General features: G+C 74.6%; 11 protein-coding genes. 3 read left to right on the forward strand and 8 right to left on the reverse strand.

All coding sequences use genetic code 11. The annotated features are described in order from the left end of the window. Positions 1-57: 57 nt before the first annotated feature. Complete coding sequence (locus ACFV4F_RS08440; RefSeq protein WP_380448034.1) at positions 58-1,005, reverse strand: hypothetical protein; 948 nt, start codon at positions 1,003-1,005, stop codon at positions 58-60. Positions 1,006-1,297: 292 nt separating this feature from the next. Here ACFV4F_RS08440 and ACFV4F_RS08445 point away from each other — a divergent pair, with 292 nt between their 5' ends. Beyond that, positions 1,298-1,834 carry an NUDIX hydrolase family protein gene (locus ACFV4F_RS08445; protein WP_380501016.1) on the forward strand — a complete coding sequence of 179 codons (537 nt, stop codon included), beginning with the start codon at positions 1,298-1,300 and terminating at the stop codon, positions 1,832-1,834. A 69-nt stretch (positions 1,835-1,903) separates the two neighbouring features. On the opposite strand, the gene ACFV4F_RS08450 is transcribed toward ACFV4F_RS08445, so the two are convergent. Continuing rightward, entirely contained in the window at positions 1,904-2,620 is a 717-nt protein-coding gene (locus ACFV4F_RS08450; RefSeq protein WP_380501018.1) for a DUF4937 domain-containing protein, read from the reverse strand. Positions 2,621-2,693: 73 nt separating this feature from the next. Then, entirely contained in the window at positions 2,694-3,368 is a 675-nt protein-coding gene (locus ACFV4F_RS08455; protein ID WP_380501020.1) for a DUF4937 domain-containing protein, read from the reverse strand. Between the two features lie 145 nt (positions 3,369-3,513). Here ACFV4F_RS08455 and ACFV4F_RS08460 point away from each other — a divergent pair, with 145 nt between their 5' ends. Further along, positions 3,514-5,328 carry a DUF1003 domain-containing protein gene (locus ACFV4F_RS08460; RefSeq protein ID WP_380501022.1) on the forward strand — a complete coding sequence of 605 codons (1,815 nt, stop codon included), beginning with the start codon at positions 3,514-3,516 and terminating at the stop codon, positions 5,326-5,328. Positions 5,329-5,336: 8 nt separating this feature from the next. On the opposite strand, the gene ACFV4F_RS08465 is transcribed toward ACFV4F_RS08460, so the two are convergent. After that, entirely contained in the window at positions 5,337-5,975 is a 639-nt protein-coding gene (locus ACFV4F_RS08465; RefSeq protein ID WP_380448043.1) for a TMEM175 family protein, read from the reverse strand. A gap of 195 nt (positions 5,976-6,170) precedes the next feature. Here ACFV4F_RS08465 and ACFV4F_RS08470 point away from each other — a divergent pair, with 195 nt between their 5' ends. After that, positions 6,171-9,134 (forward strand): acyltransferase domain-containing protein, encoded by a 2,964-nt coding sequence (locus ACFV4F_RS08470; RefSeq protein WP_380501024.1) that lies wholly within the window; start codon positions 6,171-6,173, stop codon positions 9,132-9,134. Positions 9,135-9,197: 63 nt separating this feature from the next. Here ACFV4F_RS08470 and ACFV4F_RS08475 read toward each other — a convergent pair whose 3' ends face one another. The 4 genes from ACFV4F_RS08475 to ACFV4F_RS08490 form a co-directional block, all read right to left on the reverse strand. Next, positions 9,198-10,550, reverse strand: coding sequence for a PQQ-binding-like beta-propeller repeat protein (locus ACFV4F_RS08475; RefSeq protein ID WP_380501026.1), 1,353 nt, complete (start codon positions 10,548-10,550; stop codon positions 9,198-9,200). Continuing rightward, entirely contained in the window at positions 10,547-10,975 is a 429-nt protein-coding gene (locus ACFV4F_RS08480) for a hypothetical protein (protein ID WP_380501028.1), read from the reverse strand. The genes ACFV4F_RS08475 and ACFV4F_RS08480 overlap by 4 nt, the downstream gene beginning before the upstream one ends. A gap of 3 nt (positions 10,976-10,978) precedes the next feature. After that, positions 10,979-12,115 carry a DUF6183 family protein gene (locus ACFV4F_RS08485; protein WP_380501030.1) on the reverse strand — a complete coding sequence of 379 codons (1,137 nt, stop codon included), beginning with the start codon at positions 12,113-12,115 and terminating at the stop codon, positions 10,979-10,981. A 71-nt stretch (positions 12,116-12,186) separates the two neighbouring features. Then, positions 12,187-13,086: RNA-guided endonuclease InsQ/TnpB family protein (locus ACFV4F_RS08490; protein WP_380501032.1), on the reverse strand; the 900-nt coding region annotated here is incomplete at its 5' end.

Here is a 13,086-nt window from a genome sequence, read left to right on the forward strand (position 1 = left end):
GCACCCCGAATTCGGGCGGGTGCGGTCCGGGAGGGCCGTGGCGAGGGGTGGGACGCGTCAGCCGTGCGTCACGCACTTGTTGGCGCTGTTCGACCACAGGCCCTGGAGGTCGAAGGTGCCGGTGCTCAGCGTCACGTACGCGTCGAGCTGGACGCACGCGTCGCCGATCTCGCCGCCGCCGCCGTTCCAGCCGATGCTGGGCCAGAAGTCGGTGACGGTCTCCGCGTACTCGTGGGTCTCGGTGGACTCGATGCCCGAGAGCAGGCGGCCGTCGGTGAAGGTGGTGCAGGCGCCCGCGCCGTTGTCGGGGATGTACGGCAGGTTGGTGTAGGCGAGCTTGCCGTACGACGTGGAGGTGAAGTCGTGCCAGGCGCAGAAGCCGGAGTTGGGGAAGCCGTCCGGGTGCGTCTTGGTGGGGGAGAGCACGACGTACTGGGCGTTGAGGTTCGGCGCCTGGGTGGTGTTGCCGAAGTGCGCGGCGGCCTTGCCGGCCTCTGCGGCGATCTGCGCGGCCGTCGCGTTGGCCGGCGCGGCGGCGGACTTGTCGAACCAGACCCCGGCCAACGGCGAGGTGGTCGGGTGGTTGACGTGGACGCCCTTGGTGCCGCAGGTCACCGTGCCCTTGGGGACGCCCTCGCAGTACTGGTCGAGGATGGTGCCCCAGGTGTCCTTGGCGCCGTAGAGGCCCTTGAACATGTTCTGCATGTCGGTCGCCACCCCGGCCGGGTCGGACGACCACTGGGTGCCCCAGAAGACCAGGTAGACCTTCGGGGTGGGGGAGACCACGCCCTGGCTCGCGCTGGACCCGACCGACAGGGTGTCGGACGCGGCCGTGACCGCGCGCTGGGAGGCCGCCGCGGCGGGGTCGAGCGGCTTGAGGCCGAAGTGGGCGGCGGCGGTGGCGGGTTGCGCCGCCTGGGCGCCGGTGGCCAGCGAGGTGGTCCCGAAGGCTGCCAGGGCCAGCGCCGCGAGGGTGTGGGCGGCGGCCTTGAAGGTTGTGCGCATGCGTCTGCTCCCGGATGTGAGGGTGTGAGGGCGGGGCGAACTGCCTGCGTGCGGAAGGGTGTTCGGATGGAGCCCCGACACCTCACCAGTTCGGGCGGCGTCCGTCCAGACGTGCGGGAGCGGCGGCGCGAAGGCTTTGCCGTGCCTATGCCAAACTCTCGTGCGGTTCTAGCCGTCGGGCGGGTTTGGACGGCGCCCGGGCGGGCCGCCCGGGCCGGGCGGCCGGTGACGGACGGTCATCCCCGGGCGGGGCAGCCGTCGTCCGGCCGTCCGGGGATCGTACGATCAAGCAATGTCTGACATCACGGAAACCACGCCGGGCTGGCTCGCGCCCGAGGAGCTCGAAACGACCCGGGCGCAGATGCCGATCCTGTACGTCGAGGCCGTGCCGGTGCGGGTCGACGAGTCCGGGGAGGTCACCCAGATCGGGCTGCTGCTGCGGATCGGGCCGGACGGGACGGTCAGCCGCACGCTGGTGTCCGGGCGCGTGCTGTACCACGAGCGGATCCGCGACGCGCTGCTGCGGCACCTGGAGAAGGACCTCGGGCCGGTGGCGCTGCCGCGGATCCCGGCCTCGCTGCAGCCCTTCACCGTCGCCGAGTACTTCCCGACGCTCGGCATCACCGAGTTCCACGACCCCCGCCAGCACGCCGTGTCGCTCGCCTACGTCGTGCCCGTCTCCGGCGACTGCCGGCCGCGCCAGGACGCGCTCGACCTGGTCTGGTTCAGTCCGGCGGAGGCCGCCTCGCCGCTGGTGCAGCAGGACATGCCGGGTGGTCAGGGGGTGCTGCTCAAGCGGGCGCTGGCGCACGTCGGCTGCCTGAGCTGACGGCGGAAACGCTTCTTTCGGGGATTGAAGGCTTGTTGCCGGGTTCGTGAGGTCGGCGGAGCCGGCGCATCAGAACCAGACGCGGGGCAGGACCTGCCAGTCGGACTCGACCGGCAGGACCAGCTCGGTCCGCTCCCGGACGTCGGCGGTGCGGTCGGCGCGGGCGTCCAAGGCGGTCAGGGCGCCCGCGTCGACCTCGGCGTACCGCCGGTGGGCGTCCGGGTCGGTCCAGAGCGTCACGACGAGGTGGTGTTCGTGGTCGCGGAAGACGTCCGGGACGACGCGGGCGACCACGCCCCCGAGCAGGCCGCCGGCCGCGGCCGACCCCAGGCCCCGGGCCGAGCGCAGGGCGGCGAGGAAGTGCTCCTCGCGGCCGGGGTGGAGGCGGCAGTCGTCGACGCGCAGCACGGTGCCGCGCGTCAGGGCCTCGTGCAGGTCGGCGGCCTCCCCCGGGATGTCGAGGACGGTGGGGCCGGCGGCGTTCTCCAGCACCGCGTACCGCTGTTCCGGTGTCGGCTCGTCCTCGGCGGGTTCGCTCATGCGGAAGCGGGCGTAGCCCATTTGGTCGGCGTCGATGGCGGCGTTGCGCTCGTCCCTGAAGTCGAGGTACGCGGCCTCGTCGGCCCAGACGTCCAGCATGCACGCGCGCGGGCCGTCCGGCTCCCGGGCACTGACCTGCCCGACCAGCCCCGGGTGGCCCGGCAGCGCCGTCCACTCGCTCCGCCCGCTCCGGTAGCGCTCCAGTGCCTCCGGCCGGACGTGGCAGTCCCTCCACTTGATCCACATGCGGACCATCATCGGCGGTCGCGCCCGGCCGGCGTCAAGCGGCCCGCGCCGGCCGGCTGTCCGAGCCGACGGCTCATCCGAGGCCGGGCAGGACCTGCCAGTCGGCTTCGAGCGGCAGGGCCAGCCCGGTCAGCGCGCGGACGTCCGCGGCGACGTCCGCGCGTGCGCGCAGGGCGGGCACGTCCCGCTCCGCGTAGCGCTGGTGGGCGTTCGCGTCCGTCCACAGCGTCGCGACGAGGTACCGGTCGTCCGCGAGGCGGGTGACGGCGCCGGCGAGCATGCCGCCGGCCGCCGCCATGGCCGGGTTCCAGACGCGTCGCTGGGCGTCGAGGAAGTGCTCGGCGCGGCCCGGGTGGAGGTGGCAGTCGGCGACGCGCAGGGCGGTGCCGCGGGCGAGCGCGTCGTCCAGGCCGGCGGCCTCCCCCGGGATGTCGAGGACGGAGGCGCCGGTCGTCACCGAGGTCACCTGCCAGCTCCCCGGCTCGGGTCCTTCCCCGTCGCGACGCCCGGAGCGCTCGGCGGACGCCGCCGTGACGATCTCGTCGTGGCGCACCTCCATGAAGGCGGTGTAGGCCTTTTCGTCGGCCCAGACGCCGAGCACGTGCGCCCGCTCGCCGCCGGCCTCCCAGCCCCCGACCTGCCCGACCAGGCCCGGCTGGTCCGCGATGGCCGCCCATTCGCGCTGCGCGTCCGCGAAGTCTTCCCGTCCGCCGGGCAGCACGCGGCAGTTGATCCACTTGATCCACATGGGGCCATCATCGGTGGTCGGGCCGGACCGGTGCCAGCCTCCGGGGTCCCGGGCCGACACGGAATCACGGTCCGTAGAAAGGACGTTGACAGAGCGTCCGGAAAGGGGTTCAGTGCGTCCTCGGCAATCTGCGTGAGGAGTGGACGTGAGTGCGGTCGGTGCGGGGCCGGAGGCGCCGCGGCAGCAGCCGGTGGCGATGGCGTACGAACAGGTCGGGTTCAACGGGGCGTTCGCGGCCGCGCTGACCCGCGTGGTGGGCTCGATGCCCGCACTGTACGTGACACTGGCGATCGTCGGCGGATGGATGGCGCTCGCGACCTGGGGGCCGCTGCACACGCTCGACCCGTACCCGTTCGCGTTCCTGCTGTTCCTCGACAACGTCGTCCAACTGGTGCTCTGCCTGGTGATCCTGGTCGGCCAGCGGGTGCTCGGGATGGCGGCGGACCGGCGGGCGGTGCAGACCTACGAGAGCGCCGAGGCGATCTTCGAGCGGGTCGCCGACCTCCAGGCGCACCTGGACCGGCACGACCTCGCGCTCGGGCGCGGCGTCAGCCTGCTGGAGACCAGCCGCCACCCGTGGATCGAGCGCCACCGCGTGCAGCACCCGCCGCAGGCGATCGACCAGGCGACCACGGTCAACGGGCGGATCGCCGCGTGGCTGACCGGACGGCTGGGCAGCATGTGGGCGTTCTACGTCGCCGCGGGCACGCAGGTGGTGTGGATCGGGATGGCCGAGTCCGGCCTCCAGACCTTCGACCCGTACCCGTTCGCGTTCATGAGCTTCCTGTCCACCCTCGCCCAGCTGGTCTTCATGATCGTCATCATGGTCGGACAGGACGTCATCGGCCGGGCCGGCGACCGCCGCGCCGAGCAGACGCTGCTGGACGCCGAGGCCGTTCTGCACGAGTGCCGCCGGATGAAGGCGCGCCTGGAGGCGCAGGACCGCGTCATCGACAGCCTCGCCGACTACACCAGCGCCCAGGTCACCAAGCACCTGGCGCGGGCCATCCACCAGAGCCGCCTGGAGGCCGCCGTCGAGGACGGCCGGGAGCCCGGCAGCGGGCCGGGGCTGCTGCCCTGGGACGAACTGCCGGAGGAGCTCCGGCAGGCCAACCGCCGCCAGGCGCGGCGGCTCGGCGACCGGCTGGCCGCCGTCGGCTGCCTGATGGTGCCGACCTCCGAGCAGCCGCCGGGCGCCGACGGCCCGCCGCCCGTCGACTTCACCGAGGAGGAGGCGGAGGTCCTCGCCCGGCTGGAGCACGAGCACGGGCTGAGCGCGCCCGCCGTCCTCGGCCCGGGCGCGCTGCCGGGCCAGCGGGACGGCCGGGACGCCGAGCAGGTGCCGTGGGCGGAGCTGTCCCCGAACGCCCGCGCGCGGACGGTCGCTTCGGTGCGCCGCCTGCCCGCAGTGCTCGCCGACGTCGGCTTCCAGGTGCTGCGCACCGGCCACGGCGCCGACGGGCCGGGCGAGCCGGACTTCACGCCCGAGGAGTGGGCGACGCTGGGCCGGTCCCTGATGGCCTCCGGCGTGCTGGTGGCGCTCGCCGAGGGCGTCGCCGACGCGGAGGAGATCATCGCGCTGGTCAAGCTGCTGCGCGAGGCCGGCGTGACCCACCCGCGCCGCTTCGTGCGGGAGCTGGCCGCGTCGTCGACCTTCGACACCGGGCTCCAGCCCGCGACGCGCTACGCCGACTACGAGCGGCCCGCGCTGGCGGTGATCCGCGAGGCGACGCGGATCGTCGCGAGGGTCGCCCCCGACGAGGTCGACGGGTTCCGGGAGTTCCTGCTGGAGATCGCCACGGTCGTCGCCGACGCCAACAACGAGGGCGGCTTCTTCGGCCTCGGCGCCCGGCCCCGGGTGCCCACCGAACTGCGGGCGATGGAGGCCGTGCGCACGGCCACCGAACTCGACCGGCCCGAACCGGCGGTGTCGCTGGTGCGGCGGAAGCGGAAGTCGTAGGGCCTGTCTCAGGGCAGCGTCGGCACCTTGACCTGGTTGAACGCGTAGTAGACGGCCAGCAGTCCGTGGACGGCGAGGGCCGCGGGTGCGGACAGGAACGCCAGGCCGACGGTGAGCGGGTAGACGACCATGCCCACCTCGAACCGCCACCGGGCGGCCCGGGCCGCCGCGATGTCGACCCGCGCGTCGAAGCAGTGGCCGGTGCGCGTCGCGTGGTTCCAGAACAGCGAGAACAGCACGGCGTGCCCGACCATCACCCCGCCGTACACCGCCGCGGCGACGTTCGCGGCCGAGCCGTTGCGCAGGTTCTGCGCGACCAGCGCGGTCGGGAACGGCAGTGCCGAGACCAGCATGAGCAGGAGCAGGTTGACGAACACCAGCGTGCGGTCCACCCGGGCCAGGTGCACGAACAGCGTGTGGTGGTTGACCCAGATGACCCCGATCACCAGGAAGCTCACCGCGTACGCGAAGTAGGACGGCCACTGCGCGCCGAGCGCCCGCCACAGCTCGGCCGCGCCGTGGCCCTGCGGGACCTTGATCTCCAGGATCAGCAGCGTGATCGCGATCGCGAACACCCCGTCGCTGAACGCCTCGACCCGGCCCGTGTCCGTTGTCGCCACCGGCCGCGCCGGCTCCACCGTCTCCACCGGGCGAGGATCCCAGCCGGGCGCGGGCACCCGGCGGCGCAACGCCGTGGCGCCGGGTGCGATGCGGCGGCCTGATTTACCAGCTCTCCATACTTTTCGGGTGGCGGTGGTCACGGTGAGTCACATCTGATAGAGATCGCACACCCGACCACGGTGCGTGCGCCTGACCGCCCCCGCACCACAGGAGGACGAGCCATGCACCTGGAGATCACCCCGATCGACGCGTTGCGCCGTGCGGCCGCCCGCCCCCTCGGCGGCCCCGCCCTGCACTACGAGGAATCCGCGGTCGGCTACCCGGAACTGCTGGACCGCGCGGGCCGCCTCGCCGAGGTGCTCGCCGCGGGCGGGGTGACGGCCGGGCGGCGGGTCGCCTACCTGGGGCTCAACAGCCCGACGCTGCTCACCACCTACCTGGCCTGCGGCTGGCTGGGCGCCGCCTTCGTCCCGGTGGACCACCGGCTCGGCGCGGCGGAGACCAGAGAGGTGCTGCGCGACTGCGGGGCGCACACCGTCGTCGCCGAGCCGGGGCGCGCGCCACTGGTCGGCCCTGCGCCGGGTACGCGCCTGCTGCTCATCGACGACGACCCTGCCGCGCCCCTGACGGACGTGCCCGGTCCGCACTGGACGCCGCTCGCCGCCGCGCTCGCCGCCGCCACGCAGCCGCCGCGCGAACCGGCGTCCCTGGACGCCGACGACCTCGCCGTCCTGCTCCACACCGCGGGCACCACGGGCCGCCCGAAGGCCGTCAGGATCACCCACGGCAACCTCTGGTGGAGCGGTGCCAACGTCGACGCGGCGATGGTCACGCGCGAGGAGGACGTCAACCTGGTCGTCACCCCGCTGTCCCACGTCGGCGGGCTCGCCTGCTTCACCCTGCGCAGCCTCGGCCACGGCGGCACCACCGTCGTCCGGCGCCGCTTCGACCCGCAGCGGACCCTGCGCGACCTCGTCGAGCTGAGGGTCAACACGTTCTTCGCCGCCCCCTCGATGTACGCGGCGCTCGCCCGCCTGCCCGGCTTCGCCGCCGCCGACCTGTCCGCGCTGCGCTGCGCCGTCGTGGCGGGCGCCCCGGTGCCCGCGCGGCTGGTCCTCGACTACGCGGCGCGCGGGGTGATGCTGCAACAGGCATGGGGGCTCACGGAGACGGCGTCCTTCGCCTCCTACCTGCCGCCGGAGCTCACCGTCGCGAAGGCGGGCTCGGCGGGCCGGCCGATGCCGTTCACCCGGCTGCGGATCGTCGACCCGGACTCGGGCGCGGACGTGTCCGGGCCGGACGAGCCCGGCGAGGTGTGGGTGAGCGGGAAGCACGTCTCACCGGGCTACTGGCGCGGCGAGGAGGCCCTGCGGGACGACGACGGCTGGTTCCGCACCGGGGACCTCGGCCGGCTGGACGCTGACGGCTGCCTGTACCTGGTCGACCGGCTGGCGAACGCGCTCGTCCGGGACGGCGGAACGGTCCACCCGGCCGAGGTCGAGCGCGCGCTCACCGGCTGCCCCGGCCTGCGGGAGCTCGCCGCCGTCGGCGTGCCGCACGACGGGCAGGGCGCGGCCGTCGCCCTGGTGGCCGTCGCGGAGCCGGGGAGCGCCCCGACGCTCGACGCGGTGCGGGAGTTCGGCGCCGGGCGCCTCGCACCGCACGCGCTCCCGGTGCGGCTGCACCTCGTCGACGCGATCCCGCGCAACGGCGCCGGGACGGCGGACCCGACCGCCCTGCGGTTGCTGCTGGCGGCCGCGCCCCGGACCGTCCCGCGGCGGGCGGCTCGGGACGGCCTCCTGGAGCAGGTGCCGCAAGCGCCCCGGGTGGAAGGCGAGTCGGCCGGCTTCGCCCCGCTCGTGGTGTCCGCGCGGACGCCGGGGGCGCTGGCGGCGCAGGCCGGGCGGCTGGCCGATGCGCTGGACGGCGGCGTGCGCCCGCAGGACGCGGCGCTCTCGCTCCTCGCGGGGCGGGCCCTGTTCGAGCACCGGGCCGTCGTGGCGGCGGCCGACTCGGACGCCGTCCGCGCGGCCCTGCGGGCGCTGGCCGAGGGCGGCGCGGCACCCGGTCTCGTCGCCGGTGCCGCGCCACCGGGCCGCCGGGACGGCGGCGTGGTCTTCGTCTTCCCCGGCCAGGGCAGCCAATGGGCGGGCATGGGACGGGAGTTGTGGCACGACGAGCCGGTGTTCGCGGAGCGGATGGCGCAGTGCGGGCGGGCGCTGGCCCCGCACGTGGACTGGTCGCTCGTGGACGTCGTGCACGGTGTCGGCGGCGCCCCGCCGGTGGAGCGCGTGGACATCGCCCAGCCGGTGACGTTCGCGGTGATGGTCTCGCTCGCGGCCCTGTGGGAGGCGTACGGGGTCCGCCCGGCGGCCGTGCTGGGCCACTCGCAGGGCGAGATCGCGGCGGCCTGCGTCGCGGGCGCGCTGTCCCTGGAGGACGCCGCCCGGACGGTCGCGCTGCGCAGCCGCGCCATCGGCGACCGGCTGGCCGGCCGGGGTGGCATGGTGTCCGTGCCGCTGCCCGAGGGCCGGGTGCGGGACTGGATCCGCGCGTGCGGGGACGGCGTCGAGGTCGGCGCGGTCAACGGGCCGGAGCGCACGGTGGTGGGCGGGGAGAGCTCGGCGCTCGGCGCCTTCCACGCCGAGCTGGTGGGGCGCGGCATCGACGTGCGGATGGTCCCGGTCGACTACGCGTCGCACACCGCGCAGGTGGTCGGGGTCGAGCGCGACATCGCCGAACTCCTGGGCGATGTGCGGGCGTTGACGCCGGCGGTGCCGTGGTTCTCGACCGTCGACGGGGCGTGGGTGGCCGGCCCGGTCGACGCCGGGTACTGGTACCGCAACCTGCGCGAACCGGTGCTGCTCGACCCGGCCGTGCGGGCGCTGGCGGCCCAGGGGTTCACCGGCTTCGTGGAGGTCAGCGCGCACCCGGTGATGACGACGGCGATCGGGGCGACGCTGGCCGACGCGGGCGTGGCCGCCGGAGCGTCCGTGGTGTGCGGCACGCTGGCGCGCGGCGAGGGCGGCCGGGAGCGGTTCGCCCGCTCGCTCGCGGAGGCGTTCGTCCGGGGCGCCCCGGTGGACTGGACGCCGATGCTCCCGCCCGGCGCGCGCCGGGTCGACCTGCCGACGTACCCGTTCCGGCGGCGGCAGCGGTGCCGGCCGGCGGAGTCCGTCGAGTAGCGTGCCCGCCGGGCTTCACTCTCGCCGGGCTTCACTGTCGCTGGGCTTCACACTCGCCGGGCTTCACTTGCGTGGGCAGGGCCTCGTCGTGGCGCCCGTCCGGCCGTCGACCAGCCGCAGGTGGTCGTGCTCGCCGCAGTCGTCGAGCAGGAGCACCCGGTCGCCGAGCGGGACGGGCGGTGTGGCCCGCGAGCCGCGCCGCCAGAGCACCCGGCCGCCCCGGACGACGACGACGGCCCACGTCGCGCGGTGGATGAGCAGGGCGTAGAGGCATCCGGGTGCCGGGACGAGGTGGGCGTAGAAGTTCCGGCGCTCGCGCCGCGGGACCTTCAGCGGCCAGCGGAGCCCCGTGAGCCACCGGTCCCCGCCGAGGCCGCCGAGCGGGGCCGAGACGATCCGCTCCCCGCGGATCGCGGCCGGGTCGTCGTGCGTCCCGTCCAGCCGGACGGTCGTGTAGAGCCTGCCGGCTACCTCGACGACCTGCGGGTCCGAGAGGCGCAGGGGCCGCCGCGGGGAGAAGAAGGTCCGCACCCGTCCCTCTCCGATCCCTCCGATCCCTCCGACCTCTCCGATCTCTCCGAGTGGCCGGAGGTGTGCCACCCGGCGGTCGTCGACCCGGGCCCAGGCCGCCGAGGGCACCTCGCCGTCCGTCCCGGCGCCGCGCCAGCGGGTGGAGGGGTACCCCGTGGTGAGGGAGCCGAGTGCGGTGCCGGTGGCGGGGTCGAACCACTGCACGGTGTCCCTGCGCGGGTGCGCGGTGAAGACGACCGGCCCGGGCAGGTGAGCGGCGGCGACGAGGTGCAGGCGGGCCGGGTAGCGGTTCATGGCGGTGCGCCACAGCTGTTTGCCGCTGCGGGCGTCGTAGGCGCGGGTGTAGTGGCGCCGTTGGGTCCCGACGGTGACGATCACCCGGCCCTGTGTCAGCAGGACGCTCCCGAAGTCCACGTAGTCGTGCCGCCACAGGCGGCGGCCGTCCACGAGGTCGACGGCGGTGACGTGGCGCGGCGCGTCGGGGTGGCTCTGCCAGAGGACGAGCGTGCGGCCGTCCGCGAGGTAGCCGGAGAGCGGGGCGGCGTCCCGGATCCAGGCGAGCGCGCCGTCGGTGCGGCGGAGGCAGGTGAGACCGATCGGCTCGGTGCCGTGCGGGCTCGGATTGCGGCTCGGCACGACGACGTGCTGCCCGGCCGTGGTGAAGGCCGTCGCGAGCCGGAGCCCGGTCCCGCCGAGCGGGTGCGGGCTCCGCCAGAGCATCCCGCCGTCGCGGGCGTCGAACGCGGTCATCCGCCCGTCGAACGGGACGAGCACCTGCCCGTCGGCGACGGCGATCGGGCCGAGGCTGTCCTTGGGCGCGGTGACGGTCCACAGCCCTGACGCCGCGTCGTGGTCGACGGACAGCGGGACGGCATCGTTGATCATCGGCTTTCCCCCGAAACGCCTCGAACCCGACGAAGAACCCGACGAAGAACCCGACGGAGAACCTGACGGAGAACCCGACGGTCAAGTATCGGCCCGGTCGTCCACCCAGTCGTCGGTGCCCCCCAGCGTGCGGTCAGTTCGAGCCCGGGGTCGTCGGATTCGGCGGCCCAGCGGTCGTGGGTCGCGTCCGGCAGCGGCCCTAGCCGGGCGTGCCAGGAGGGCCGGTAGCGGACGGTGAAGACCGGTTCGCCGGGCTGCTCGACGGTGATCCGGTGGTGCAGCAGGCCGCCGCGGTGCCGGACGGCGGCGTCGGGCCGCATGACCACCTGCCGGTCGCCGGCGGTGAGCACCTGGCTGCCGTCGTCGGCCGTGCGGAGCTCGGCGCACAGGCAGCCGAGCCGGCCGGACCATTCGGGTGCGGGCACGGCTCAGCCCCCGTTGTAGTCGGTGGCCGCGAGGACGGTGAGGCGGGTGCGGTCGGGGGAGAGGGTCGCGAGGCCGAGGTCCCACAGGTCGCAGTTGAACCAGTCCGTCCAGGCCCGGAAGCCGTACCAGGCGCAGGTGGCGACCCGCCGTTCGACCTCGGCGGGCGTCGCGTCGCCGGGGGCGCCGGCCAGGGCGGCCAGGGACCGCCAGGCGGCGAGCCGGCCGTGCGCGCCGTACCACCACTCGTCCTCGCGGCCGCCGCCGGTGGACGCCGCGGCGAAGAGCTGGCGCCACGCCTCGGCGGGGGTGGTCGCGACGACGGCGAGGTTCCTGGCGCCGGTCAGGCCGTCGAGGCAGTCCAGCGGGAGCGAGGCCAGCATCGGGTGGAGGGCGTCGGCGTCGACGGGGGCGTCCGTGACGTGGATCCCGGCCTCGACCCGGCCGTTGTGGCGCCCGTCCCAGCGGTCGACGGCGGTGGTCAGGGCGAAGTCGAGGTCGTTGGCGCGCACCGCAGGGACGGGCGCGGGGTCGTTCGGCAGCTCGCGCCCCTCGGGCAGGCCGTACCCGATGCCGCCCCCTCCGCCGCCCAGCCAGTAGCGGGTCAGCTGCGGCGTGCCCTCCAGCGGGGAGAGCGACCAGGGCAGCCAGGCGAGCGGATGGCCCTGCCAGAACAGTGAGTTCGCCGCCCACTCGACGGCCTCCGGCGGGGGCGTGGAGCGGCGGAGCACCAGCTCGTGGACGAGGCAGGCCCGCAGCTCGTCGGGGGTGTCCCCGTACGCGGCCTCGCCCGGAGCGAAGAGCTGGGCGAGGTCGCGCGGGGACTGGTTGGCGGCGAGCACGGCGGCGGCCCTGCGCTCGGGCCGCTTGGTGGGCGACAGGTCGGCGAAGCCCAGCCGAAGGGCGTGGGCGATGGCGTCGCGCCGGTGGGTGGTGGCGAGCCTCCACAGGAGCAGGGAGAAGAGGTAGTGGTGCTCGGTGCCCTTCGCGCGCGCGCCGTAGCGCGCGTGGACCGCCGCGGTGAGCTCCGCGACGAAGTCCGCGTCGCCGCGCCGGAGGTGCTCGTCGGCGAGGTCGAGGACGCCCCCGATGATGACGCTGCCGGTGAGGCCGTTGACCAGCCGTTCGATCGTGTTCCGCACGCGGGCGAGCGTACCGCCCCGGTGGGAGCGGTCAGGTGACTCCTCCCCCGGCTGAAGCCGGGGGCTTCTCGCTAACCCTGGCGGGCGTTGCGACGGACAAGCCCTGCCCGTAGAACGTTGACGGCTCCCACTGTGTCGGCGTGCGCCGTGTGGCCGCAGGCGACGCAGTGGAAGGTGTCCTGGTTGGGCCGGTTCTTTGCCGCGACGTACCCGCACTCCGGGCGCGGGCAGGTGCGGGAGGTGTTGCGGGGGTCCACGGCGATCACTTCCCGGCCGGCGCTTTCAGCCTTGCTGGTGAGGATCGTGAGGAACACCCCCCAACCGGCATCGTTGATCGACTTGTTCAGTCCGGCTTTGGCCGCCGCTCCGTTGGGCAGGAACACACCCGGCCGGCCGGGGTCGGGCTTCGGCACGGGGGCCTTGACCATGCTGCGGATCCTGAGGTCTTCGTGCGCGATGAAATCGTGCGCGCGGACCAGGCCCAGCGCGGTCTTGTGCGCGTGGTCGAGGCGCTGGCGGCGCACCTTGCCGTGCAGCCCGGAAACCTTCTCGACCGCCCGCCGGTGATTCGCCGTGCGGTCCTTGGCCTTGCAGCGCGGGAACCGGGACAGAGTCCGCTGTGCGGCTCCGAGCTTCGCGGCGGCCTTCCGCCCGTGGCGCGGGCTGGGCACGAACCCGCCGCCCGAGTCGGCGAGGAAGTTGGCCATGCCCACGTCGATGCCGACCACGGAGCCGGTCGCGGGCAGCGGCTCCGGCCCGCCCTGTTCGGCAGTCAGCACGACGAACCACCTGCAGCCCTCGCGCTTGACGGACACAGTCTTGACCCTGCCGGCCACCGGGCGGTGCCGGTTAACCTTGACGTGCCCAACGCCCTGAAACCGGACACGGGTCACCGGATCGTGCGGCGTGGAATCCCAGCGGCAGCCGTCACCATCCTTCGGGAAGTCCACCGTGCCGAACCAGTTCACCCC

This window comes from Kitasatospora sp. NPDC059722 (assembly GCF_042733235.1).
Taxonomy (GTDB): domain Bacteria; phylum Actinomycetota; class Actinomycetes; order Streptomycetales; family Streptomycetaceae; genus Kitasatospora.

Excerpts from the sequence above, each read along its gene's own strand:
- ACFV4F_RS08470 (WP_380501024.1), top strand. The coding sequence starts at position 6,171 with ATGCACCTGGAGATCACCCCGATCGACGCGTTGCGCCGTGCGGCCGCC.
- ACFV4F_RS08475 (WP_380501026.1), bottom strand. The coding sequence starts at position 10,550 with ATGATCAACGATGCCGTCCCGCTGTCCGTCGACCACGACGCGGCGTCA.
- ACFV4F_RS08440 (WP_380448034.1), bottom strand. The coding sequence starts at position 1,005 with ATGCGCACAACCTTCAAGGCCGCCGCCCACACCCTCGCGGCGCTGGCC.
- ACFV4F_RS08445 (WP_380501016.1), top strand. The coding sequence starts at position 1,298 with ATGTCTGACATCACGGAAACCACGCCGGGCTGGCTCGCGCCCGAGGAG.
- ACFV4F_RS08450 (WP_380501018.1), bottom strand. The coding sequence starts at position 2,620 with ATGTGGATCAAGTGGAGGGACTGCCACGTCCGGCCGGAGGCACTGGAG.
- ACFV4F_RS08455 (WP_380501020.1), bottom strand. The coding sequence starts at position 3,368 with ATGTGGATCAAGTGGATCAACTGCCGCGTGCTGCCCGGCGGACGGGAA.